At 38.3% G+C, this 26,072-nt stretch carries 21 protein-coding genes and 1 pseudogene; 13 read left to right on the top strand and 9 right to left on the bottom strand.

The genetic code is table 11. The features are described 5' to 3' along the window. The first annotated feature begins 176 nt into the window (after positions 1-176). From ACR3I3_RS06670 to ACR3I3_RS06650, 5 genes are all read left to right on the top strand, one after another. A complete protein-coding gene (locus tag ACR3I3_RS06670) occupies positions 177-2,321 on the top strand; it encodes a type I restriction-modification system subunit M (protein WP_440951491.1) in 2,145 nt (714 codons plus the stop codon). Next, entirely contained in the window at positions 2,321-3,736 is a 1,416-nt protein-coding gene (locus ACR3I3_RS06665) for a restriction endonuclease subunit S (protein ID WP_440951490.1), read from the top strand. Before ACR3I3_RS06670 ends, ACR3I3_RS06665 begins: the two co-directional genes overlap by 1 nt. Before the next feature lie 2 nt (positions 3,737-3,738). Next, the gene (locus ACR3I3_RS06660; protein WP_440951489.1) at positions 3,739-6,678 is read left to right on the top strand and encodes a type I restriction endonuclease subunit R; all 2,940 of its coding nucleotides are present in this window, start codon (positions 3,739-3,741) and stop codon (positions 6,676-6,678) included. Continuing rightward, complete coding sequence (locus tag ACR3I3_RS06655; RefSeq protein ID WP_440951488.1) at positions 6,656-6,949, top strand: hypothetical protein; 294 nt, start codon at positions 6,656-6,658, stop codon at positions 6,947-6,949. Before ACR3I3_RS06660 ends, ACR3I3_RS06655 begins: the two co-directional genes overlap by 23 nt. 456 nt (positions 6,950-7,405) lie before the next feature. Next, the gene (locus ACR3I3_RS06650) at positions 7,406-7,546 is read left to right on the top strand and encodes a hypothetical protein (protein WP_440951487.1); all 141 of its coding nucleotides are present in this window, start codon (positions 7,406-7,408) and stop codon (positions 7,544-7,546) included. Between the two features lie 70 nt (positions 7,547-7,616). Here the strand turns inward: ACR3I3_RS06650 and ACR3I3_RS06645 are convergent, their stop codons facing one another. Next, positions 7,617-8,822 carry a hypothetical protein gene (locus ACR3I3_RS06645; RefSeq protein WP_440951486.1) on the bottom strand — a complete coding sequence of 402 codons (1,206 nt, stop codon included), beginning with the start codon at positions 8,820-8,822 and terminating at the stop codon, positions 7,617-7,619. Positions 8,823-9,359: 537 nt separating this feature from the next. Here ACR3I3_RS06645 and ACR3I3_RS06640 point away from each other — a divergent pair. Then, positions 9,360-9,704 carry a hypothetical protein gene (locus ACR3I3_RS06640; RefSeq protein ID WP_440951485.1) on the top strand — a complete coding sequence of 115 codons (345 nt, stop codon included), beginning with the start codon at positions 9,360-9,362 and terminating at the stop codon, positions 9,702-9,704. A gap of 331 nt (positions 9,705-10,035) precedes the next feature. After that, entirely contained in the window at positions 10,036-11,571 is a 1,536-nt protein-coding gene (locus ACR3I3_RS06635) for a DUF5906 domain-containing protein (RefSeq protein WP_440951484.1), read from the top strand. Positions 11,572-12,443: 872 nt separating this feature from the next. Here ACR3I3_RS06635 and ACR3I3_RS06630 read toward each other — a convergent pair. Both ACR3I3_RS06630 and ACR3I3_RS06625 read right to left on the bottom strand, forming a co-directional pair. Beyond that, complete coding sequence (locus ACR3I3_RS06630) at positions 12,444-13,457, bottom strand: tyrosine-type recombinase/integrase (protein WP_440951483.1); 1,014 nt, start codon at positions 13,455-13,457, stop codon at positions 12,444-12,446. Between the two features lie 12 nt (positions 13,458-13,469). Next, positions 13,470-13,709, bottom strand: coding sequence for a hypothetical protein (locus ACR3I3_RS06625; protein WP_440951482.1), 240 nt, complete (start codon positions 13,707-13,709; stop codon positions 13,470-13,472). A gap of 99 nt (positions 13,710-13,808) precedes the next feature. On the opposite strand from ACR3I3_RS06625, the gene ACR3I3_RS06620 reads away from it, so the two are divergent. The 4 genes from ACR3I3_RS06620 (at position 13,809) to ACR3I3_RS06605 (ending at position 16,471) form a co-directional block, all read left to right on the top strand. Then, on the top strand, positions 13,809-14,600 hold the full coding sequence (locus tag ACR3I3_RS06620; protein ID WP_440951481.1) for a tripartite tricarboxylate transporter permease: 792 nt from the start codon (positions 13,809-13,811) through the stop codon (positions 14,598-14,600). A gap of 33 nt (positions 14,601-14,633) precedes the next feature. Further along, positions 14,634-15,134, top strand: a complete 501-nt coding sequence (locus ACR3I3_RS06615; RefSeq protein WP_440951480.1) for a hypothetical protein — start codon at positions 14,634-14,636, stop codon at positions 15,132-15,134. A gap of 69 nt (positions 15,135-15,203) precedes the next feature. Further along, positions 15,204-15,899: a tyrosine-type recombinase/integrase gene (locus ACR3I3_RS06610; RefSeq protein WP_440951479.1), complete on the top strand. Its 696-nt coding sequence runs from the start codon at positions 15,204-15,206 to the stop codon at positions 15,897-15,899. 404 nt (positions 15,900-16,303) lie between these two features. Beyond that, positions 16,304-16,471, top strand: a complete 168-nt coding sequence (locus ACR3I3_RS06605) for a hypothetical protein (RefSeq protein WP_440951478.1) — start codon at positions 16,304-16,306, stop codon at positions 16,469-16,471. 57 nt (positions 16,472-16,528) lie between these two features. Here ACR3I3_RS06605 and ACR3I3_RS06600 read toward each other — a convergent pair whose 3' ends face one another. From ACR3I3_RS06600 to ACR3I3_RS06585, 4 genes are all read right to left on the bottom strand, one after another. Next, on the bottom strand, positions 16,529-16,741 hold the full coding sequence (locus ACR3I3_RS06600; protein WP_440951477.1) for a hypothetical protein: 213 nt from the start codon (positions 16,739-16,741) through the stop codon (positions 16,529-16,531). A gap of 37 nt (positions 16,742-16,778) precedes the next feature. Further along, entirely contained in the window at positions 16,779-19,244 is a 2,466-nt protein-coding gene (locus ACR3I3_RS06595) for a hypothetical protein (RefSeq protein WP_440951476.1), read from the bottom strand. A gap of 68 nt (positions 19,245-19,312) precedes the next feature. Then, a complete protein-coding gene (locus ACR3I3_RS06590; RefSeq protein ID WP_440951475.1) occupies positions 19,313-19,471 on the bottom strand; it encodes a hypothetical protein in 159 nt (52 codons plus the stop codon). A gap of 185 nt (positions 19,472-19,656) precedes the next feature. Then, a complete protein-coding gene (locus tag ACR3I3_RS06585) occupies positions 19,657-19,818 on the bottom strand; it encodes a hypothetical protein (protein ID WP_440951474.1) in 162 nt (53 codons plus the stop codon). A gap of 1,166 nt (positions 19,819-20,984) precedes the next feature. Here ACR3I3_RS06585 and ACR3I3_RS06580 point away from each other — a divergent pair. Further along, the gene (locus tag ACR3I3_RS06580) at positions 20,985-21,923 is read left to right on the top strand and encodes a hypothetical protein (RefSeq protein ID WP_440951473.1); all 939 of its coding nucleotides are present in this window, start codon (positions 20,985-20,987) and stop codon (positions 21,921-21,923) included. A gap of 797 nt (positions 21,924-22,720) precedes the next feature. Here ACR3I3_RS06580 and mtbB read toward each other — a convergent pair. Next, a pseudogene (gene mtbB / locus ACR3I3_RS06575) lies at positions 22,721-24,061 on the bottom strand ([dimethylamine--corrinoid protein] Co-methyltransferase). A 78-nt stretch (positions 24,062-24,139) separates the two neighbouring features. Beyond that, positions 24,140-24,787: a methyltransferase cognate corrinoid protein gene (locus ACR3I3_RS06570; protein ID WP_440951472.1), complete on the bottom strand. Its 648-nt coding sequence runs from the start codon at positions 24,785-24,787 to the stop codon at positions 24,140-24,142. Between the two features lie 198 nt (positions 24,788-24,985). Here ACR3I3_RS06570 and ACR3I3_RS06565 point away from each other — a divergent pair, with 198 nt between their 5' ends. Next, positions 24,986-26,050, top strand: coding sequence for a hypothetical protein (locus ACR3I3_RS06565; protein ID WP_440951471.1), 1,065 nt, complete (start codon positions 24,986-24,988; stop codon positions 26,048-26,050). Positions 26,051-26,072: the final 22 nt, after the last annotated feature.

Raw genomic sequence — 26,072 nt, 5'->3', positions numbered from 1 at the left:
TTTTTTGGTGTATCTGAACAGCGCTGTGCATATTTCACGCTGTATAAACTCTTTGGTTAACACATATCCCAATTCTTAAGGTATGATTAAACAAAAGGTTCATTATTAATAACTTGGGATTTATATCAAAGAAACTGTGTTTTGCGTAATCTGTAATGATTATTTTTGGAGAAAATATGGACGAAAACAACGTTAGCTGGATTGCAAACTTTATTTGGAGAATTGCTGATGACGTACTGCGAGACATTTATCCTCGTGGTAAATACCGAGATGTTATTCTGCCAATGACAGTTTTAAGACGTCTTGATACTGTTCTTGAGTCAAACAAGCAAGAAGTGCTTGACATGAAAAATATGCTTGATGATGCAGGTGTTACTAATCAAGATCAGGCATTGCGTGGTGCTGCAGGTCAGGACTTTTATAACACTTCTAAGTTCAGATTAAAAGACCTTCGTTCACGTGCAAGTCAACAGCAATTGAAGGCTGATTTTGAAGCATACCTTGATGGCTTTTCTCCAAATGTGCAGGATATTCTTGATAACTTCGAATTCAGAAACCAGATACCACGCCTTTCAAAAGCAGATGTACTTGGTACGCTCATAGAGAAGTTCCTTCACCCTTCGATAAACCTTAGTCCAAATCCTGTATTGAACGGAGACGGATCTATCAAGTTCCCTGGTCTTGATAACCATGCAATGGGAACTATTTTCGAAGAACTTATTCGTCGCTTCAATGAGGAAAACAATGAGGAGGCTGGTGAACACTGGACTCCAAGAGATGCAGTTAAGCTTATGGCGAATCTGATATTCTTGCCTGTTGCAGATAAAATAGAATCGGGTACATACCTTCTTTATGATGGTGCATGTGGAACAGGAGGAATGCTGACTGTTGCTGAAGAAACTCTACTCAAGCTTTCGGAGGAACATGACAAACAGGTTGTAACACACCTCTACGGACAGGAAATAAATGCAGAAACATATGCAATTGCAAAAGCCGATTTTCTGCTTAAAGGGGAAGGTGAAGCAGCAGACAACCTTGTAGGTGGCCCTGAACACTCAACTCTTTCAAATGATGCTTTCCCATCACGTGAATTTGATTTCATGCTTTCAAATCCTCCATATGGTAAAAGCTGGAAGACCGACCTTGAGAGAATGGGCGGTAAAACCGGAATTAAAGACCCTCGATTTAAGCTTAACCATGCTGATGATTCCGAATATTCACTTATCACACGTTCCAGTGATGGACAAATGATGTTTCTCGTGAATATGCTGTCCAAAATGAAATCAGATACCCCACTTGGTAGCAGAATCGCAGAAGTCCACAACGGTTCCTCACTGTTCACTGGAGATGCAGGTCAGGGAGAAAGCAATATACGTCGCTGGATTATCGAAAATGACTGGCTGGAAGCTATTGTAGCATTACCTCTAAACATGTTTTACAACACAGGTATTGCAACATACATATGGGTTCTAAGCAACCGTAAACCCGAACAAAGAAAAGGCAAAGTGCAGCTTATCGATGCAAGTCAGTGGTACAAACCTCTGCGTAAGAATCTTGGTAAGAAGAACTGTGCACTCTCTGAAGATGATATCAAGAAAATATGTGATACCTTCCTTGCTTTTGAAGAATCAGAGCAATCAAAGATATTCCAGAACGAGGCATTCGGTTACTGGAAAGTCACAGTGGAAAGACCACTCAGACTGATGGTAAATCTCTCTGCAGATAACAGAGAAGCTTTTAGAAAAGCATGTGATGAAGCTGGAGAGACTATTTTGGTAGATGTTATTGATAAAGCAGCAGACAAGCTCGGTTCAGGACCACATATGGATTTCAATTCATTCCTGAATTCTACAAAAGACACTGCATCTGATATTAATGTCAAGCTTACCGCAAAGAGAACTAAGCTCATTCAAAAAAGTCTTGCGAGGAAAAATGAATCTGCTGAACCTGTTATCAAGAAGATACACAAACTCGGAAAATTCGAAGTTGACCCATTAAGAGGATTCTTTGAAGCTCAGGTCAATGGAAAAACTGCTGTTGTGGAATATGAACCTGACACCGAACTAAGAGATACCGAACAGGTGCCTTTACTTGAAGACGGTGGCATTGAAGCATTTATCCATAGAGAAGTGCTACCGCACGTTGCTGATGCGTGGATTGACGAATCGAGTATCAAGACAGGTTATGAGATCAGCTTTACCAGATATTTCTATAAACCGCAACCACTTCGCTCACTTGAAGAAATCAAGGCAGACATACTTGCACTGGAAAAAGAAACAGAAGGTTTGCTAGATGAGATAATTGGAAAGGGGAACTCCTAATGATTCACGACCTTAAACCTTATCCATCTTACAAAGATTCAGGTGTACCTTGGCTGGGTGAGGTACCGGAACATTGGGAAGTCAAAAGACTTAAACAATGTTCGGAACGCTTCTATACTGGCGGCACGCCAGATTCTGGAAATGCAAAATATTACTGTAATCCACCTGAGGGTTTGCCTTGGTTGATGATAGCTGATATGACAAGTCAAAAATATGTAAAAAAGACAGTCAAAGCAATTACAGAGGAAGGGAGAGCTTCAAAAAATCTAGAAATACTTCCAAAAGAGACTATTCTTTATTCAATATACGCAAGTCTCGGTACTGTTTCAATACTTGAAATTGAGGCGACTGTAAACCAAGCTATTATCGGAATCAAATTCCGGCAATCCGAATTGGAAAATAAATTTGCTTATTATTACCTTGAAAACTTACGTCCCCATCTTGCTTTAATTTCTAACTCAAGCACGCAAGCAAATCTAAATGCAGAGAAGGTACGTTCACTTCCCGTTTTTCTCCCACCCCTTACAGAACAATCTGCCATAGTATGTTATCTCGATTATATGAATCGGCGTATCCATCGTTACATCTACACCAAGCAGAAGTTGATTAAATTGCTGGAGGAGCAGAAGCAGGCTATTATCCACCGTGCCGTTACTCGTGGACTTAACCCGAATGTTAAACTGAAAGATTCGGGAGTAGAATGGTTGGAGGATGTGCCGGAACATTGGGAAGTGATTCTAAACCAGCGTATTTTCAAGGAAAAAATTCGACCACATGATGGACAAGCAGAAACACCACTATCGCTTTCACAGAGAGACGGATTAATTCCTACAAGTGAAATGCAAGAAAGATCTTTGCAGACTTCAACTTATGACAACTGGAAGGTGACAATACCGGGAGACTTAGTACTCAACAGGTTCAAAGCTCATTTAGGTGTTTTCTTTTCATCCACAATAAGAGGAATTGTTTCATTTCATTATGGAGTATTTGAACCACGTCGCCCACTTACAACCAAATATTTTGAACTTCTTTATCATACAAACGTTTATAGATCCATTTACGCTGGTCGTTCTAACGGAATGACGGTTGGATTACAAAATTTATCTAATCAGAATTATTATAATGTGCATTCAATTGTCCCACCAATTGAAGAACAAAAAGAAATAGTACATTTTGCAGAAATGATTACTGAACAAGTAACTAATACAATCAATGACACGCATCAAGAAATCAAACTCCTTAAAGAATACCGCACCCGTTTAATCTCTGATGTTGTAACCGGAAAACTTGATGTGCGAGAAGCTGCTGCGAATCTGCCAGTGGAAACTGAGGATATGGAAATCTTTGAGGACGAAACTGAAGAGATCGAAGAAAATACTGATGATGACTTTGGGGAAATGACGGAGGAAGACTGAATATGATCACAGATACCAGTGAGAGAGGGCTTGAATCCCTCATTGTGGACTATATGACAGCAAAAGCAGTTACATTTGATAGAAGTTCTCACTGGATATTGGGTGATCCGAAAGACTATGACAGAGAATATGCTGTTGATCTTATACAACTTACAAAGTTCATGGAAGATACGCAGGAAGAGCTTGTAGAAGCTTTTGACCTGCACAATGATAGTCCGACCAGACGTAAGTTCTTGGCTAGATTGCAAGGCGAGATCACAAAGAACGGCATCATCAATGTGATTAGGAATGGAATGAAACACGGTAAGTATGATGATATTCACCTTTTCTATACAACTCCTACATCTGGGAACATAAAGGCAGAGGAACTTTATTCCAAAAACAGATTCAGCGTGACAAGGCAATTACGCTACAGTAGAGATGAAACAAAACTAGCTCTGGACTTGTGTCTTTTCATAAACGGTTTGCCAATAGCAACCTTTGAATTAAAAAACAGTCTCACCAAACAGACCGTAGACGATGCTATTGAGCAATACAGAAGAGACCGTGATCCTCGAGAACTAATATTCCAGTTCGGTAGGTGTGTTGCTCATTTTGCTGTTGATGACAACGAGGTGCAATTCTGCACAGAGCTTAAACTTAAAAAATCACGATTTTTCCCATTAAATAAGGGATACAACGATGGTGCCGGTAATCCTCCAAATCCTGACGGACTTAAAACAGACTATCTCTGGAAGCGCATACTCACACCGAAAAGTCTCACTAATATTTTGGAGAACTACGCACAGGTCGTAGAAGTGAAAGACGAGAAAACCGGCAAAAAGAAGTCTGTGCAGATATTCCCACGTTACCATCAGCTCGATGTTGTCCGCAGGTTGCTTGACAATGCTGCTCAGCATGGAGTTGGCATACGCTACTTAATCCAGCATTCAGCAGGCAGTGGAAAAAGCAACTCTATAGCATGGCTTGCACATCAGCTTATAGGGCTTAAGAAAGACGATAAAGAGATATTTGATTCAATAATCATCATCACTGATCGTAGAGTGCTTGACAAGCAAATAAACAATACTATCAGGCAATTCGCACAGGTGAGTTCTACTATCGGTCATGCCGAACACTCTGGCGACCTGCGTAAATTCATTGAAAGTGGAAAGAAGATAATTATTACCACTGTTCAGAAATTCCCATTCATACTTGGTGAGATAGGTAAAGAAAGTGGGCGTAACTTTGCCATACTCATTGATGAAGCTCACTCCAGTCAAGGTGGAAAAACCGTAGCAGCTATGAACGAGGCTCTCGCTGATCCAGAAGACACTATCAATGACGCACTGGAAAAGCGTATGCAACAAAGAAAGATGCTTAAAAATGCTAGTTACTTTGCATTCACCGCTACACCAAAGAACAAGACACTGGAACTTTTCGGATGGAAATATGATGATGAAGGACAGGTAAAACACCGTCCATTCCACAGCTACACTATGAAGCAGGCAATACAAGAACGCTTCATTCTTGATGTTCTCCAGCACTACACACCTGTAAACAGCTACTATAAACTTATCAAAACAATAGACTCTGATCCGGAATTTGATACTAAGAAAGCGAGAAAAAAACTCAGGAAATACGTTGAAGGTCACGATCATGCAATTCATCTGAAAGCTGAGATAATGATAGACCATTTCCACGAGCAGGTAATTGCACTTAACAAAATAGGTGGACATGCACGAGCTATGGTTGTAACAAATGGTATCGAGCGTGCAATACAGTATTTCCATGCTTTCAACAGCTATCTTGCTGAACGTAAGAGCCCTTACAAAACTATCGTTGCATTCTCAGGTGAATTTGACTACAAAGGAGTAAAGGTAACAGAATCTTCACTCAACGAATTCCCCAGCAGTCAGATAGAAGACAAAATACAGGAAGACCCTTACAGGTTCCTAATCTGTGCTGATAAATTTCAGACAGGTTACGATGAACCACTACTACACACTATGTATGTAGACAAAGTACTTGCAGGTATCAAAGCAGTACAGACACTTTCAAGATTAAACAGAGCACATCCACAAAAGCATGATGTCTTTATTCTCGACTTCATGAACGATACCGATACAATACAGTATGCGTTCTCTGACTACTATCGCACAACCATCTTAAGTGATGAAACCGACCCAAACAAGTTACATGACCTCAAAGATGATCTTGACAACTATCAGGTATACTTACCCGAACAGATAGACCAGCTTACAAACATGTATCTTGCAGGTGCTGACCGTGATAGACTTGACCCGATACTAGACGTTTCTGTTGCTACATATAAAGAGAATCTGGACGAAGATGAACAGGTAGATTTCAAAAGCAAAGCAAAAGCCTTTAACCGTACATATGGATTCCTATCATCAATTCTTCCATACACAAATGCTGATTGGGAAAAACTATCTATATTCCTCAATTTCCTTGTTCCAAAGCTCCCTGCTCCAAGAGAAGAAGACTTGTCAAGAGGTATTCTTGAAGCAATTGACATGGATAGTTATAGGGTAGAGAAACAGACTGCAATTAAGATTCAATTACCTGATAGCGATGCAGAAATTGAACCAGTGCCAACAAGTGCAGGTGGTTTCAAATCCGAACCTGAACTTGACAGACTCAGCAATATATTAAAGATATTCAATGAGCAGTTCGGCAATATCCCTTGGAGCGATAGAGACAGAGTCATGAGAATGATCACAGAAGATATTCGTAGTCAAGTTACCGCAGACACAGCATACCAGAATGCCATAAAGAACTCGGACAAACAGAACGCACGTATCGAACATGACAAAGCTTTAGCACGTGTGATGGCAGCATTTTTGAAGGATGATACTGAGCTATTCAAACAATTCAGTGATAATGATTCTTTCAGAAAATGGTTAACAGACACTATGTTTGCTCTTACATACGATCAATAAGTTCTACTGTGTGCTGCGCTACACAGGGCTATTTCTGACACTGAATAGGATTGTAGCCTATGGAGAACAGTGGTTCGGACCTGAAAGTTTTGAGATTGCACACCATGTGATCGCGAAGATCGGTTCAGCTATTGCGCTCTTTGTGATAGCATATGCTGTGATGCGAATATTGCCTGAGGTCCTTGACATGATAGATGGTCTGTGGCAGATGACAACTAGGCATATCAGTAATATTGTACAGAAAACTAAGGATTTCAGAGATGTTAGCTAAAGATTCGATCTCATGGATCGCTTTTCACTTGTCGTCTTGTCGCCTGAAATTGTCGCTTAATTTTCTATAGAAAAAACGACAAAAAGCGACAGAAAAACGACAACAAAATTAACCGTTTGCGACAAGTTTTTCCAATTGATTCAAACGCTCTCTATTATGTGCATTAAGAGTAAAAGGCTTATCAGCCTTCGCATTTTCTTCATATAATGCTATGTACCTTTAGAATATCCTAGTCTTTCTCAACTTCTCTAACGAACTTTAACTATCAAAATAAGAAGCACATTCACTGATGTTTAAACGTTTTGGTTAATACATATACTATTATTAACCACTCCATTTAGCTCTAATATCAAATAATTGATACAATAGATATTTTATCATAACATTAACTAATTATATAGAGAATCATATACTATAGAAAATAGAATAATATAATGTATAGTATAAGGTGATTTTATGCCAAAGATCCAGGAATCAAATGATAGATTTTTTATCACAATCCCGAAGGATATAGTAAAACTCAAAGGATGGAAAAAAGGAACTGTTCTAGAGTTCAGGGAGCAAGTAGGATCTGTATGTCTGGTGGAAGTTAGATGATGGAATACAGGCAGTGGTACAAATGGTTAAGCATATATTTACTTTTTGATGTTTGTCAGTAAGAACAGTTTCACCCATATGCTGCAACATAGTTATACAATTCAAGTAAGCGCGAATCCCTCCTGCTATCCCTTTCAAACTTATCACTCATATTTCCTTCTAGGCTATCAGCAATCAAACATACTCTCAAACCCACATCCAACAAATCAGGTAACTCCGTATAATAAAGGTTTTCAATATCCGGTACCGAAACCATTTCTTTTGTTAACTCAACTGTATCAGAAACAGTCCCGGCGGATGACTTCATATAATTAAGTCGGTCTTCAAGATTATAGGAATTTCTAAGAAGATTTGAAACATTAACATGATTAGTATTAACAGGGTACTCAGAACTAGAGGGGTATTTAGATTCAGTAAATAAGCAAAGCTTATAAAAATTAAGCGATTGAGATAATTTTAATTGGAAGTTACCCCCGACACGATGTATTACTCGCCCAAGAACTGAACGATTGATTCCTCTAGTGCTTGCATATCGTCTTGTTGGGTCATCAAACTTTTTTTGACTTTCCTTGGAGAACTCTTCAGAAATATCGGAATAAACCAATTCACTTATTAATTCCTTATGTGAGTCATAAATAATCTTGATGAAAGTAAAATCTTTATCAGCCTGAATTATGGGTATTAGGCGAGGATACAGCATTGATATTTTTCTCAACGTCTCTAAATCCATTTTGATTGAATAAAAGGTTGGAGGTTGTCCACGTTGTCCAGTTTTTATTTTTTTGCGGTCTAGGATATTTTCATCACAAAGCATTTTCAAAGCAACAGTAACGTTGTGGCATTTCCCATATGACTTTCTTTTCTTACCCTTGGTTTCTGGAGCACTAATTGAATAAAGATTTGCAGCTATTTCACTTGTTTTTTGAGGTCCTTGCATTAATTGGACTATAATTCTTTCTTTTACAGACAAAACATCGATTACTTTCAAAATTGATAATTCTTGATCCGTGAATTTGCCAAATGTGAGATCAAAACGTTCCCTACCTATCTCACTCTTTTTCTCAGCAATCATCATAATTTTTTCTTCTGCATCAGCCTTTGCTTTCAGGAGAACGTCATCTACTTTTTCCCCTTTAGCTTCTAGTTTGATAATCTGATGATACAACTTGGAATTAGATTTCGAAGCTTTCGCTAAATGTGGTAACAGATCATCCTCTTCTTTTTTTAAAGTTTTCAATTGTTGGTTTGTTCTTAGCAGTTCAAAAATAGGTTTCATATTATAAGATAAGTTGTAATTTTATTTAATATATCGCTTATCAATTTTCAAAAAACATTACTTAGAGAATAATATGTCGATTAATTTAGAAAATAATCGAAAAATTGTATTATATATTCTGATGTCATATCATAGAATATACATCAGATTCTATTTGAAGAGGTGTAAACTATGTTGAAATTTGGAACAAGAAGAATAGCAAACCAAGGAGGCAGTTTTATGATTTCTTTGCCAGTTCAATGGGTAAGAACAATGGGTCCAGATCTAGAAACTGTCATAGTAGAATTAGATGATGAAAATAAGTTAAGAATTTCAGCCGGGCATATCCGCCAAGATTCTACCGACTGAAATCCAGCAACCCACCAGGAAGTGAGCCGCGATGAATCATAAGACTGCTAACAATATAGAATTATCGGACTGGGCAAAACAGTTTTCTAAAGAACATAAAGCCAGTATTGATTATTTCTTAAAGTTTGGGTCACCTATAGAAAAAGCCCTTTGTGAAACAGTTCAAGAATTAGCCAAGGGGAACAGGATATGAGTAGAGAAGCACCATACTATAAATGTTCTCGATTTTCTAAATGCGCAGTGAACAACTGCCCACTTTCACCACTATATCCAAACCTCCCAACCGATCCTGAGGACCCGGAGACAAAATGCACTCTAGCTAAATCTTACCGTTTGAAGATTGATAGCAAGTATCTAGGCGTTCTACAATATGGGGGAATGACTAAAAGGGAACATGCTGGGAAAGTTACCTGGGAGAACATGCCTGAGAGCACGAAGGCAACAATACGAAAAGAAGGGCAAAAAAGACTCAATACCCTACGTTCTCAGAAAGATAATTTAAACCCAATGGTATTAGATGGGGGCGTCGTATGAACACAACAAAATTGTGTGTTCAAGGAGGGTTCTCGAACAACATAAGCAAAGGAAAGAGCACAATTGTTAGTGTGCTCACGAAAAATGAATATTTATCGACTTATCCTATATGGCAAGTAGGGGGTGCGTTTTAATGGATCCTTCAAATACTCCATTTGTGGATAAGACCATCCACATTGATTATGATTTGTGCAAGATTCGCTTTATGTTGGATGGAGAATTTGTAAAATATTATTGTCATACACCACCCACCAACAAAGGACGCAAGACGGAAGTTTAGAAGTTCAGGAAAGGGAAAATCACAGGCAAGGACAAAAAGACCATATCCTGTATGATAAGCCATTTTACAGGCAAGAAGGAAGACAGCGACAAGGCCGAGCTTTTAACACTCACAGATAGCTTTATCGAAAAACTAAACGAATTGCCTTGGTATAGTAATATTGCAGCAATTGGAAAAGGCAACCTAGAAAGATGTTTCTCAGTTTCAGAAACCGAAAGCAAGAGGATTAAGATAGAGCATGATGCAGTTGTAGAGGCTATTGCAGAATTCTACAATGTGATAAGCTTTTGTGGTCAGTTGTACATTTATCAAGGCGGATATTATCAGGAAGGAAAAGAGAAAATCGAAAGCATGGTACATGAAATTTTAAGAAATGTGGGATTTACTAATAATAGGTATAAAGGTTCTTTTGAATCAGCTACAAGGGAAATTATACACCGTTTGGTTCGTTATGATCCCTACACAGAATATCCATTCAACAACCATGAAAATATTATCCCTGTAGCAAATGGCTTTGTAAAGATCGACTTTGATAAGGGAATCAGGGAACTTATACCAAGTGACCCATATTACAAATTTAACTACAGGCTTCCGGTGGTCTATAATCCTGATATGTCTGGAGATATTATACATAATCATGTAATAACTCAATATGTGGAAGAAGAGGACGTTGATTTCCTTTATCAGATTCCAGCACAAGCAATCCTACAAACACTTCTACCGATGCCATACAAAAAATTCTATGTCCTGCAGGGAGACAAAGACGCTGGTAAAACCTCTTATCTAACTCTGTTGCTCCATACTCTCGGAGATGTTAACATAAGTTCGGTATCATTGCAGCAATTGACTTCTGATCGATTTAGTAAAGCGAACCTTGAAGGAAAAGTGATGAATGTATATGATGATATGTCAGACATTCCACTAAAGGAAGGCGGAATTATCAAAACTCTTACAGGTGGAGCATGGCATTGGATAGAAAGAAAAAACCAGCAAGGATATGATGCAAAAATCAACGCTGTACACTGCTATGCATGTAACACGCCACCAGATGTAAGCAAGCTGCAGAAAGATACTGCATTTTGGGGAAGGGCTGAACTAATCTATTTCCCGAACATATTCGAAGTCGATCCCGGTTTTTATGATCGTGTTTTTACACCGGAACACATAAGTGGTTTCTTTAACAAGGTGCTTGATACAGTTATCCAGATCAGGAACAAAGGCTTATTGTGTAGCTCTTCACCTTCCGAAGTGTTGGAGAGGTGGAATTATAATGCAGATCCCTTGTTTAGATTCCTTGATGATAACATGGTCGAAAGCCAGAGACCGATGTATTTCGATAAAGACGACTTCCTGAGATTGTATCATATATATTGTGAAAAAGAAGATGTAGATGAGAGCAGGAGACCAAATAATGTTGGTACTTTATCGCAACATCTTTTTAAATATGGTATCAATGACGTGCAGAGGACCGCATCGAATGGTAAAAGAGGGAAGATGTACGAGATATATAGAAGATGGAAACCTGATTCCATATATCAAAACAAAATCGGACGTGTTATTCTGAAAACTGAGCAGAGCAGCATTTAATTAATTGTATTCATTCTATTCTTTTTTAAATTAAATTCACATAATTAATTTCATTCTTTAGTTGACTTATTATCTTCTTTATTGATGCAAGACTTGAAAGGCTTTTTTTAAAGTCCCTATGTATGTTTTTTATTTTTACTTTTTTACGCATAGGATTTAGAAAAAGGTCTTTCAGGTCTTGCAGTGGCATCACAAAGGACAGAAAATGAATAAAAAGAGGAAATGAACGGTGAAAGAAGAAGATGATATTGCCTTTGCAAATGAAGCACGAGAACGCTATGTCCTTATTGTAAATACATTTTTAATTAGATTTTTTTACACTTTTTATCTGCTTCAGCAAATACTCTTGGTTTTTCTGTAACGTCTGCTGATCGAGGGCGAGGTCTTCTACGGCATCGATGATTTCATTTATTTTTTTTCGGATTAAGTACAAATCCGTTTCTGGAGGAAGGGTTTTAAGATCCACGACTTTCCTGGTACCACATACAGAACATCGAGGATTTTCAACTTTGCTTAAATATTCTCTTCCACACCCTAGGCATCTAACCTGTCGCTTACGAACTCGATCATTAGTCATGGAAAATCCTCTTGGAACAAATGGTAATAAACGGTTATATTTGTGGTAATATATGGATTTTTTCGGTAATAAATATGACGTTTTTTTAGCGAAATTGTAGATTATAATACATATTCTATGTATTTTGAAGAGATCACCTAAGCGGGCGAGGCGACAAGCCGGAAAACAATCGAAAAAAAGAGTGAAAAGAAAAACAATAGTACAAAATTATATGCTATCTCTGGAAGATGTCAAAGAGCATAACCCCAGAGCTCAAAAAGGATTAGAGAAATGGATAGATGATACCATCCCGTGTTCATTCCTTTCCTGCTTTGCTTAATGCCTTTATCATTGTTTCCGGATCCTCTTTTAATTTCTCCAGTATTTCATTTAATGCGGCTTGATGGATTTTCATATTCTCCAATTCAGCTTTTACTTCCTGTAGTTCGGACCTTTCGACAACATGCCTTGCAGTTTCGGCCCTGAGAACGTCGTTCTCTTTTGCGATCTGCTGGTATTCTGCGGATTCAGATATATCGAGCTCTTTCTGAATGGTCAAATATGGTATATACTTCTGGTAGATATTTCTCATCTTTTCCGGGCTGCTGCGGAAGTAGGCCGCCTGAGTGTCACTTAAGGTATGCCCCATCCAGTATTCAACCATGAAGGAATCACAACCAGCATTGAGCAAATGAGAATTAAACATCTTCCTTATATTGTGAGATCTTATTTTGTTCCAATCTCCAGGAATGGAAGCTTTACCGGCCTTGTCTGAAACCGTGCGGTACAACTTAAAAAATGTGTTTTTATCGAGTTTTCTTAATTCCTCATCCCCGGTTTCTAGGAATTCATCATCAATGAACTTCTTGATAAACAGATATCCTTTATCATCGAAAGTATGCTGTTTCTTTAACTGGTTCTTTCGATGCGTAATGTTTGTTTCAACATGCCTATTACGATAATTCAAATAGTCCCATACTGCCCTGCTTGCTTCTGGTGTAAGGAAGGTGATAAAATCAAATCCTACCTTTTCCCTTCTTAAATCAAAAGTTGTTATTTCTGTATCTGGATCGTAGCCTTCGAGGAATGATTTAAGCTTAAGGTTTATTATTTCATTACCACTTAATCCTGATGAAATACCAACAAGTATCATTGCCTTCTCGCGTAAATCGCATACTTTTAGGACTTCTCTGAGTTCATCCTTCGTTGGAATCTCAGAATGTTTCTTAAGCGGTCTTGGTTTGCTGGTGTTCCGGGGAAGGTTGGGGAGATCTATATCAAAACAACGGTAGAACGATTTAGCCCCTGTAAGATAGCCTTTGATAGTCAACGGTGCTAAGTCCTAATCAATCAGATGCTTTTTGAATCCCACAAGCTGCTTTTTGACTATCCTTTCGCGCATCAATTTACCCTGCTTGATTTCAGATTCTGCTTCCTCTAAGAGCTGTAACGGGGTTTTGTCTGTGTAATCGGTATAATGTTGCATGCCTAACAAGTAATTGCTAACTGTGTTTTTCTTGGCTCCCATAGTATCCAGCCAATCACAGATTATAGAGTCTTCTTTTAATTCCTTTACTAACATTTCTAAACCTCTTAATAGTAAAGTGTATGTATTAACTAAAAAATAAATATACTCCACGACATCATCCCGGCTGTCTATCTGGGAGCCCCCAATGACGACATGGCACTGGCGGTCCTTCCCGGACACCGGCTGCTGCTCGAAGGACGGGGGGCGGAAGCCATACGCCTCTCAGCCCTGGGAAGCGCGGGATCGGTTGCATTCTCACTGATACTAGCAATCCCCCTCGCATTCGTATTCAGCAAGCTCTACCCCATACTCCAGAACTACCTTGGCCTGTTTCTCCTGATAATTGCTGCCGTACTTATACTGAGTGAGAAAGGTGAATACGTGATCAACCAGGGTTCACTTGCAAAATACAGGTACAAGGCATACGCCCTCATACTCTTTATTCTCACAGGGATCCTCGGAACGTTCGCCTTCAGGATGGAAACCCATATGGACCCCCTGCTCGACTTCGGATCGCCTTCAATACTCCTCCCGCTTCTAAGCGGCCTTTTCGGGGCATCACAATTGCTCATCAGCCTGCTTTCAGGATCCCACATCCCGCCCCAGAGATATTCGGGAATAGACCTTCCTGTAAAAAGAATTGTCCGGGGAGTGGTCACCGGCAGCGCAGCCGGCTCAATAGTGGCATGGCTTCCAGGAATATCATCATCCGTTGCAGCAGTACTTGCAAGACTTTTCATCAAAAGCGATTTTGAGAGTAAGAAGAACAGCAGTTATCGGGAAAATGAAAGCGATCACGAATATGAAAACGATAATGAAAGTGAAGGATACTACCGTTATGACGATGATGAGTTCTACCGGGATGAGACAATGGAAAGCTCAAAGGAATTCATTGTATCGGTTTCAGGGGTCAACACTGCAAACGATGTTTGTGTGATGTTCTAAAGTTTTATATCATATAGAAGTTAATTGAATATCATGGACATAAATACACTTGAAACAGATCCTTTGATTTTAGACTGGTTTGATAGTTCCGACTATGCAAAGAATACCAGAAGGAACAGATTGTTTGGTATGCAAAGGTACACCGAATATACAGGCATGACACCAACTGAATTGTTGGAAGAAGCAGAGCAGGAGATCAAGCAAGGTAAGCTAATGAGGGAACGTAAGATAAAAGCACGTCTTTTAGGATTCAAACGAGAACTAAATGATAGTGGTCTAGCACCAAAGTCGATAAATGATTTATTTGGATCAGCTAAAGCATTTTACAAAGCCTATGATATTGATTTACCAAAAATAAGCAGAAAGGGCAAGAAGGTACAGGCTTTAGAAGAAAATAAGCAAATACCAGATAAGGATACTATCAGGGAAATTCTAGATTATGCAAGCATCAGAAACAAGGCCATAGTCCTTACACAGATATCAAGCGGTCTTGCAGCTAATGAAGTTATGAACCTGAAAGTAAGCAGCTTTTAGAATGGGTATGATCCTGAAACAGAAATAGCCACACTGGAATTAAGAAGGGAAAAAGTCAATGTTGATTTTATGACATTCCTATCACCCGAAGCAACAAGAGCCATTTGTAAATATGTGAAATTCAGAAACACGGTCCCAAACTATAGAGGGAAAGTCAGGGACAGTGTACACGAAAAAAGAAAGATACATAGAAACAATGATTATTTATTTATAAAAAAAATTGTTCCTGAAAATTATTTAGAAACTCATAACGAAGAATTAAGAAAACTGGACTTAATGGGTCTTACTGATGTCTACAGGACCTTAGCCACAAGGGCAGGCAAAGCGACACCTAGCGGTAAATGGCAGGTCATACGATCCCATAATATGAGAAAGATGTTTAATTCTATCTTATATAATGCTGGTGCAGATACCTTTTTTGTAGAATTTCTGATGGGACATACAATAGATGAAACTAGAGCTGCATACTTTAGAGCTGATAAAGAGAAAATGAAAGAACGTTATCTAAGATATGTGCCTTATTTGACGATCCAGAAAGAAATGGATGTTTCCGAAAGTCCACAATTCCAGGAAATGAAACAAGAAAATGAAGCATTGAAAGCGGAAAATGTGAAAAACATTGTTGAAAGGTCCGAATTACAAAAAGTAAAGGCAGAATTGGAAAGAATGAAGGAACACCAAGCTGCATTAAGTGAAATACTCGGGAAGTTCCAAGAGGATCCAGAAATAATGGCTAAGGCATTAAGCAAAGCAAGAAAGGAATGAAAATGGTATAGTATTATCATCCATTTCTCTAATCCTTTTTGATATCTGGGGTTATGCTCTTTGATATATTTCAGAGATAGCATATAATTTTGTACTATTGTTTTTCTTTACACTCTTTTTTTTTCTATCGTTTTCCGGCCCGTCGCCTCGCCCGCACGGGTAATCTCTTCAAAATACATAGAATATGTATTATAATCTGCAAACTTGCTAAAAATGCGTTAAATTTATTACCATAAAATACCACATATTACCATCATAGATATCCTAATATTACCAATTATTCCAAAGGGATTTCCATGACAAATAATCGAATTCATAAGCGACAGGTAAAATGTCTGGGATGTGGGAGAGAATATCTTAGCAAAGTTGAAGACCCCCGATGCTCAATATGTGGCACTAGGAAAGTGGTGGATCTTAACACACTTCCTCCTGAAACAGACCTGTACTTTATCCGGAAAAAAATAAATGAAATAATCGATGCTGTAGAAAACCTCGCCCTTGATCAGGAAACGTTGCAGAATAATATGGAGTATTTGCTGAAGCAGATAAAAAGTATAAAAAAGTTGAATTAAAAATATATTCACGGGTAAAAGCATGTTTGCCTTCTTGCTTTACCTGCAAAGATTATATCACATTCTTCCTACCGTTTCTTTACCCTTCGGTATTCTTTTGCTTCCCTTTGTGATTATCAACTCGTCATTTTCTCCAAACGCAATCTTTACAGTTTTGAGATTTTCCCCCACTTGCTTCATCCATTTTTTAGGCAGAATAATCCCATAACTGCCATTGCCAGTACGGGATATATTTCTTTCTTTAATTTTTGCAAAGGTATCGCATGACATAATCTACCACCATCTTTCTTTTAACCTCTCATCATTATTATTTGATCTTGAACATCTTGTCTGCAAAAGTTCTTACTTCCTGTGGGTCATACTTTTTACCGGATTGACCTTGATCGATCAAGAAATCCACAATGAATCTATCAATGTTCGAGTTATTCACTTCTGTTTTATTGGATTGCTTCCACCTTTCAGCACATTCTTGCATGTCGGTACCCATAGAGAAGTTGTGGTACGATGGGTCCGACGGGTACAAACCTTCTTCTGAAACTGTTTTTCCCGTACTCAATATATTGCATTGGGTACGGGGGTACGATGAGTACGAAGTGGGTACAGAAAAAACATTATCAGTTTCACTATTGTACCCATTGTACCCACTGTACCCTATATTTTTATTATCCATAAAATCCAACACAAACGTAGCAGTATCCGAATCAATTATCTTTAAGATTCTCACATCTTCAGTCTTTAAGATCTCAAATCCAAAACCATTTAAATATGAATTAGTTTTCTGTAAACTCTTAAAAACACTTTGGTTTAATCTTCCAAATGTAGAGTATTTCCCTTCTTTCTTTGTTAAAGTATTAAACGGAGTTTCAAGATCATCATAAGGAATTCTTTCCAATTTCTCCCCATATCGACTTACAGTTTCCAAAAGCACTTTTATGTATTCTGGAGCTCTCTCAACCTTCCTTTCAAAAAATGATCTATCTACTTTTATAGATGCAATTTTTCTAAACGAATCTAAATTTAGTTCACAGAGAAGTTGGTATTGTTCCTCACACTCTTCTAATAATTCAGTGATTTTAGGTTTGTTATTGCCCATATACCTTTCAAAATTCTGATAGAAAACGATGTGTAAAGCCGTCCCTCTGACATGCCGATATGAATCTTTGTTACCTTTAAAAAATTCCTTTATTGCATTTATCGGTATGTCTTTTACAATCTTTTCTATTTCACTAATGTATTGTTCTGGAAATGGTTTATTCAACCAACTCAATACCTTCTTATCTTTAAATAAGTCGGAGAAATCATTACGCAAACACCAGGACACCGTTTTCAAAACCTTATGTGCATTCTTAGAAACATAATTCTCGACCCTTTCACCGCTTGCAGTTTTCAAGTTCGGATTAAAGAGCACTGTTCCTAACCTAGATCCTAATGCTGTTGGATTTCCGGTTGCACGGGTTAATGTTTCATGAAATATTTCATAGATTTCAATATAGGTTTCACTTTTTCCAAAAGCAACTGGGTTTGCTAAAAATACAATTGGGCTATGCCCTCTTACTTTTATCCCCGTCCCTCTTGCTCTATATGTAATTCCAGTTTCCATATAATTAGAAAGACCATTTGATACTTCGGTTTCCATCGATTCTGTTAATTCGTCAATAAAAGTAGTGTTTACTTGACCGTGCATCAACCCTATATGTTTTGTATCAGATGTTGAAAATCCTAAAAGGTTAGAAACTGTAGCATCCCTAACTACGTTTTCAGATATCCTTGATGCGGTTGTAGTTTTACCGGTCTTGGAATTTGTTATTAAAAGCTGATGCGGTGCATAAGGCATATACTCCTCGGGATCCAGAATATTTGGATTGATTAGAGGAATCTGTGCACTCAATAAAAGGTACAACGTATGATCTATTTCTAAACCACCGGTAACAGCCATTTCCAAAACATTAGTCAGGTTTTTACAGTTTTGAATTTCTTCTTTTGGCACTGGTAAAGTTTCCTCATAGCAAAGGCCTAAAAATTCATCCCACAACTCATTCAAACCTTTTGTTGTGCTATATTCCCCTTCTTCTTTGTCTGAAATACCATATTTCTTCAAAAGTTCTTTTCTAAAAACGCTTTCTCTAAATTGTTTAGATTCGAAAATAGGTTTATTCGTCAGCAATTTTTTAGTTTCTTTACTGATTGGTTGTATATACATCTCCTGCATACCAATTCGCACAGGATCAACTCCAGTAGAAATTATTGCAATTGGAAGACTTAGACTACCTTGTGCTATATTCGCAATAGAAATCTTATAGCAACTTTTGAATGAAACGGCCGATGAATTCCTTTTTTGATTATACTCTATGTACTCAGTAAGGATTTCGCGAACATCAATTTCTACACTTTCGTTAAAAATATTAATTCCCTCAAGCCCTTCTTCAACAAGATCAAGCAATTTGCATACATTTTTACCAATTGTAGATTCAATCCAAAGATTGCATATTGGATCCTCTGTAGAAACTTGAATCGTATCTAAATCCCTTCTCCAAACAAGTGTTTCTTTCTTCTGCTCGACAAGTTCATTATAGAATTCTTGAAACTCTTCATGATCTACAATTCTTAAAAAAACAGTTTCAACAATTTTTACAACATTACGGCCTTGAAGCGAGTCTGCGTTCATAGAAGGGATATATTTGTTTTCACCATCTGATAGTGAATAATTATTACCATCAATACCCTTAAATTCAGGAATGGTTTTGAGGATCTCAACCAAAGAATAATCAATCAATTGCAACCCCTCTCTTCTTCCTTACATGTTCTCCACAAACAAACCTTCAGAATATCCTATATTTTCATTCATTCTTTTACACCCCCATGTTTTACTATTCGTATTTCATTCTCCTTCTGAGAACGTAGGGCATTGAGTCTTTTTTTACCTTCTCTCCGTATCGTTGCCCTCGTACTCTCTGGAATATTCTCCCAGGTAACTTTCCCTGCATACTCTCTTTTGGTCATGCCACCATACCGCAGAACACCACGGTACTTGCTAGCAATCCTCAAACGGTAAGATTTAGCTAGGGTGCATTTTGGCTCAGGATCGTCTGGATCAGTGTAAAGGTCAGGATATTCTGGATGCAAAACACAATTGTTTACAGAGCAGCTAGAAAATCGACTACATTCCTAGTATGGTGCTTCTTTGCTCATAGTGTGTCCCCTTTGGCCAATTCTTGGACTGTTTCACAAAGGGCCTTTTCTATGGGAGATCCAAACTTCAAGAAATAATCTAGACTGGCTTTATGTTCTTTGGAGAACTGTTTTGCCCAGTCCGATAATTCTATATTGTTATTCTTCTTTTCTTCCATGCTGGACACCTCTTTTTTAGTTGTCCAGCATGACCTTTGCGTTCTCTTTACGGTATGCTTTACAGTCCTTAGTTTTCATGTATTCCGTCCAGGACCAAAAAAGAAGGCATGATTTTGCAACAATTATATATATTGTTGACATCAACCTCTATCTGGAGGATAGGGATTACAAAATCCTGCTCTTTCGGTGTTGATTGCTGCAACAATCAGCACCTATTCTTTTTATGATCGCAATTAAGCTATTTTAGGTGTATTCTCCATTCCTATTGCATCTGCAAGTATTAGATTCATTAATGCACTTCTTGAGAGAGGACCTCGTACAGCATCAATGTGTTTTATGACTCTTGGATCGCACGTAAACGATACAATTATTTTTTTCCTCATTGAATTCACTTCCATAAATATTGCTAATATTTTTTATTAACAAATAATACAGATTTATCTTACTATATAAACCGTAGGAATATCGGTAAAAAATAAAGAATTCTTATGATGTCGCTTTTGATCAATTGTGATTAAATTCCACATTACAATAGTTTTATTCCACATTACAAAACTTTTGTAGAACATAGTAGTTACATATAAAAAATAAGTTGAATTAGATAAAAGTGGAATTGCTGAGTTGCCGCAATAGAAAAAGAGATTATGCTTTAAAGTAGATTATCTTATTTCTACTAAACAAACAGTACCCATTTGTTCTCGGAACTCTAAAACTGTTCCTTTTTTCCATCCTTTAAGCTTAACTATGTCTTTGGGGATTGTAATAAAAAATCTATTGTTCGATTCCTGAATTTTTGGTATAATTTCACCATATACAAAACATTATATTATTTTATATCCCAAAATATAGAATTAATTATACTATAAGTTAATGTTAAACAATTTCTACTAGTTGAATCAGTTAGCCTATACTAAAAATAAACAAAATTAGAATAACAAGGATGGGGTTTTACCGAAGAGGTAGGACATCAGTGAATGTGCATCCTATTTTGGTAACTGGAATATATCAAAGACAATAAAGAGATGAAAAAGTTAGGTTTTTCAAAAGGAACCTTGCATCATATGAAGAAAAATGCAGAGGCTGATAAGCCTTTTACACTTAATGCACATGTGACAGAGAGACTTGAGTAATGGGATAACGAAGTTTCTGTTAATGAGTAACTTTTTTGATTCCAGTTGAGTATTATCTTTTATCATTTCCAGAATTTGAAGAGATTGAATTGCTTAAGAAAGAATGGGATAATGTTCTGTTTTATGGGATCAGCAGTAAACGGTATTCCCTTTACACGCTGAATGAGGACAGGATTGAACTTGCAGGAATGGGTGAAGACAGATCCTACAAACTTCATGGTCTTGGACATCTTGCCAATCCATTTCCCAATGAGAATGATGACTGGCATGCAGAAGTATGGTATGATATACTTGGCTTACACCACGAGAAGATTACATTGGAAGAGATAGTAGAGAAGTACGGTATGCTCTATTCATTATCCAAGTTTACTGTGAGCACCCCTGAAATCCTGGATTATTTCAAAACCGTTAATAAGTTGAGACCATGGGGAAAAAGGATAAAACCATTTAACTTTGCGTATACAGGATTCCAGACAACTCTGGAAGGGAATACATCTGTGAAACCTCTGGTACCCTATACCAGCGATTCACAAACAGTAGTTTACGGTAAGTTTATCGATCTGTATACAGGCAAGGTCAAGAAAGGCATGAAATACTTCAAACCTTTGAGCAAGACCATAATGCAGTATGTAGACCATCGGGAAGTAAAGTTTAACTGTGTCACTGGTGTGCTGGAAAGAAAGCACATATATGCCGATGGAATAATGCCCATTGGAAAAGAGACAAACAAGATCGATGAGCAGATATTAGAAGGCAGGCAACCACAGGTATTCCTTAGTAATGATAAAAGGGAAAAGATCCTCGATAAGTTGCTGGAATTTCCTCAGAACACAGCTGAAAATTTGGGTGTTAACAGAGGTACTTTGGCAAAAATCAAACGAAAGATACGTAAGAACAGATCTAAATTCAGGATGGATACTAAAGCGACTAAGAAACTGGTGCAGTATCTGTACTGGAACAATGTAAACGAGTGATCGTAAGCGGGATACATGCTAGTAAGTATGGGAAATACTTCTAGCTACGTATCTTCTAAAAGAGTTTATAGCTAGCGAGTATATCTCTTAAGTATATACTTATGCCCTTAAAGTATATATCTATGTCTTTTAAGTATATATTTATCCTCTTAACGGCATATTTATAATGTATTTAGTTAGATTCTTAACGATTTTAGTAAAGCTCTTAACGATTTTAGTAAAGTTCTTAACGCTTATAGTTATCTACCTATCTCTTAGAGATAAAATCTTATCCCTTAGAGATAGATTCCTATCGCATAGAGATTTATACGTATCGTATAAGTTTTTATACGATATTAATTCTAGTTCGGATATAAACTTAGATATTTGAAGTAATATTTTATTTTAGTCTATATCCTGGATTATAGTCTATTATCTTAGTCTAAGCACTAAATAGACTATCTTTAGTCTATTCTTTTTTAAGAATATCGACCTCGTATAAGTCTCGATTAATCTTCGGTATTTCTAAATCGGAAATAAATATTTCTATATTAGATATTACTTTTAGATCAATCCATATTCACTTATAGTTAATATTTATTAGTTTTAAGTTAATGCTTATGCGCTTCATAGTCATTAAACTATGAGAATGTAAATGGGCTATCTTTAACAAAAGAATAAATGGTCAAGCACGCCTCCGTAGGGCATGCGATTAAAAATTGAATTAGATGGGGGTTGAAGATACGATTCCATTGATTTATAGAAACTCGAAAAGAAAAAAGAAATAACTTTGCCATTTCTGACAAAGTTAGTTTGTCTTACCTTAGGAGGTCTACACAGGGTATCTCAATATCAAGAATTTCAGCGATCTTGGCTTTTGCTTTCAGTCCCTTTGGCTGACCCGGGACTGCACAGATGGTACCAATGCCAAGCTCTTCCCTGATTTCTTTCATTTCGTGCTCATCAGAGAGGGTGAATACGTCGGTGTTGAGTTTCTTGGCAACATATTCCTTTGCATCTTTGAGTCTCATTCCTTTCATCTGCATTCTCATGATGAGGTCACCAGCGGTTCTGATTCCGTGCATACCAACGGACATCTCATTTGTGATCAGGAATCCTACCGGATCACCAAGCCCGCACTATAATCCGTCTATTCCAGCAATCTCAACGTGTGCTTTTGCTGCTCTTGATACTGCGTCAATTCCGGGAACTTCGGACATTGGAGCACCACAGACACCCATTCCAAGATTTGGGTGTACTGGTATATTAGAAACCTTTGAAGCTTCCTTCATGATAGCAACACTTCTTGCTACATTCCAGGCGACTGATTTCTTGGTGTTTGTGTTTGCAACAGGACCACAGATGTCAGCACCTGCTTTTTCGGTGATCTTGACCTGATCGTGTGGCATCATACTGCCAAGGATTTGTCCATCATACTCGACTTCGCCATGCATTCCCATTACAAAGTGGTTTGCCATGTTGATTGCAACTCCCATCTTTGTTTCTGCTTTGATCTTCTCGGTTGCTTTGAGCACAGCGAGGAATTCCGCATCGCCGGCTGCTGCTGTTGTGTCGATGTTGATCGCATCTGCTCCTACAGAAGCTGCATTTTCAGCAAGGAATGAAACGTCCCTTACTGAAGCCGGGATGATTTCTTCGTATGTCTTTTTGGCTTCTTCGATTTTTCCTTCTGCCATCAGGTCTCCACAGTTCTCGAATGGGCCATCTGGCTTGTAGTATGCACCAAAGTTGGGCATGGTGACATAGAACATTGGGTTGATCGTGTTCATAAGTAACATTTCAGTTTCCTGCTGGATCTGTATAGCTGAAACGTTAGAGCCTTTGGAGTTTCCTCCTCTGAATGCGTTCATGACACAGTCAAGACCGGTTACTCTTTCTGCGATCATATTTGCAGTTACGGTATCTGTTGGAACTCCGACGCCACCATACTCGCTATAGTTCATGAATATGGTATCAGGTGCAACATCAGTGCTCATTACGATCAGGTCTTCAGGATTAACGCTAACGACCCTCTCAGGAGCAGTGAATATCTCTAGAAGATGTTCTTTCTCATCATCTGAAAGATCAGAGACTTTTGCCTTCTTGACAGCCTTGTTTATACCGTCTTCAATGTCGCTCCTGATCTGTTCTTTTGTCATTTCAACGCGTCTGCCATCACCCATTCTGGTGTAGTATGTTGTGGTCATAGTTACACTTCCATTTATTGTAGGTCAGTTTTACATTGCCATAAGTTCGCGAGCTTTTGTTACTGCTTCACTGGCATTTTCTGCATAAGCATCTGTACCAATTTTTGCTGCCCAGTGGTCTGTGCATGGTGCACCACCAATCATTGTCTTGACTCTGTCGCGGATTCCTGCATCTTTGAGCATCTCTTCAAGTGTAGCCTGAAACTGCATTGTTCCTGTCATCAGTGCGGAGGATGCTACGATATCTGCATCAACTTCCTTTGCCTTCTCGATAAATGATTCCAGGGGTGCATCTCTGCCAACATCATAGACTTCAAATCCATTAGCCTGAAGAAGGACCTTTACGATGTTCTTACCGATGTCATGGACATCTCCTTCTACGGTTCCCAGAACAATCTTTCCAGCACTTTCTGCTTTTTCACCTTCCGGGATCTCTTTCTGTACTACTTCCACAAGATTTGCCATCGTGGATGCAGCCATCATGACCTGTGGGAGGAAGATCTCACCGTCTTCGAACATTTCTCCTACATCAAGCATTCCGGCAGAGAGTCCCTGCTCGATCATTTCAACAGGGCTTAGTCCTTCTTTTATTCCCTGTTCGATTGCTTCCAATCCTGCATCTTCATCATTGTCAACTATAGCTTCACTCAACTTAGTCAGTATTTCGTCTCTTGTCATTTTTCCACCTTCTTTCAATATGGTTTGTTGATTTTTGTACCAACAATTTCTAAATATTAATCTCTAGTATTTAAACATTTGTATTTTTTTAGTATATAAAGATTACTATTATAAAGAAACTTTTAAATATTATGACTGGTGACTTATTATGTACGAACAACTACTGTTGTTTAGTAACGCAAAAATGGAGTTTGTAATATGACTGCTGATCTAAATGAGCTAATTAAAAAAGAAAGCAAGAACCGTGTAAGGTGGGGCTTCATCATTGGATTCATCTGTGCAATCCTATGGGGTCTGGCTTACGTGGCCTTCACAATGCAATGGATAGTACCGCCTATGGATACATTCACAGCTTTCCCTGAGGGTGCCATGGGGATGATGGTGGCAACCGCCACAATATTGACCGTTCAAATATTTATTACTGTTATTTTATTGGGTATTTTTTATCTTGGTGGAACCGGGAAAGTTGCTGATTTCCCAAGAACACTTCGCACTTATAAAATCTCTAAGTGGTATGCTTTTGCAGCAGCCCTTGGAGGTCCAATTGCGATCTATGGTACCACACTGGCTATAGGTTACATCGGCGCTGCATTTGCAGCATCTGCTGCGCTCCTGACATCTGTTATAGGTGCATTTGTCGCTAAATGGTGGTATGGTGAAAACATCACCAAGAGAGCCTGGATGGGTATAGGTATTATGATCGTTGGAGGCGTCTTCATCCTGAATCCGGTCCAGACAATTGCAGAGATCACAAATCCAGCAGCTCCGGCTGGGCTCTGGCTGGGATATCTTGGTGCAATTGCATCATTTATTGGCTGGGGTATTGAAGGTGCTATTGCCGGACGTGTTATTGATCTGACCGATTCGGATACTGGTCTGCACACTCGTTTCTTTAGTGAGTTGATGATCTGGGTCGTTATAATCTGGCCTATCTACTTGCTTCTTCTTGGTCCTAGTGCTGTGGCTACTGCACTTGGTGCAGCAATCTCAAGTCCATCTTTCATTATCTGGACTTCAATCGCAGTCCTGTCTGGTAACTTTTCATATGTATTCATGTGGAAGACCTATCCCTTGATCGGAGTCGGTCGTGGTATGAGTATTTCTACTCTCTACGTTCTCTTTGCTATCATCGGATTATATGTCTTCATGGGTATCCCGACTGCTTGGTGGGTAGTTGCTGGTGCGATCATCGCAGTAGTTGGCATCTTTGTCATGTACTGGGACAGTGGTGAATCACTGCTTGAATCTACTCGTTCAGAATGATGGTTTGGAATAAAATGAGGTG

The organism is Methanococcoides mangrovi, from assembly GCF_052057775.1.
Classification (GTDB): Archaea; Halobacteriota; Methanosarcinia; order Methanosarcinales; family Methanosarcinaceae; genus Methanococcoides.
Note: the sequence above shows the minus strand (reverse complement) of the source record. Positions and strands in the feature narration are given on the sequence as shown.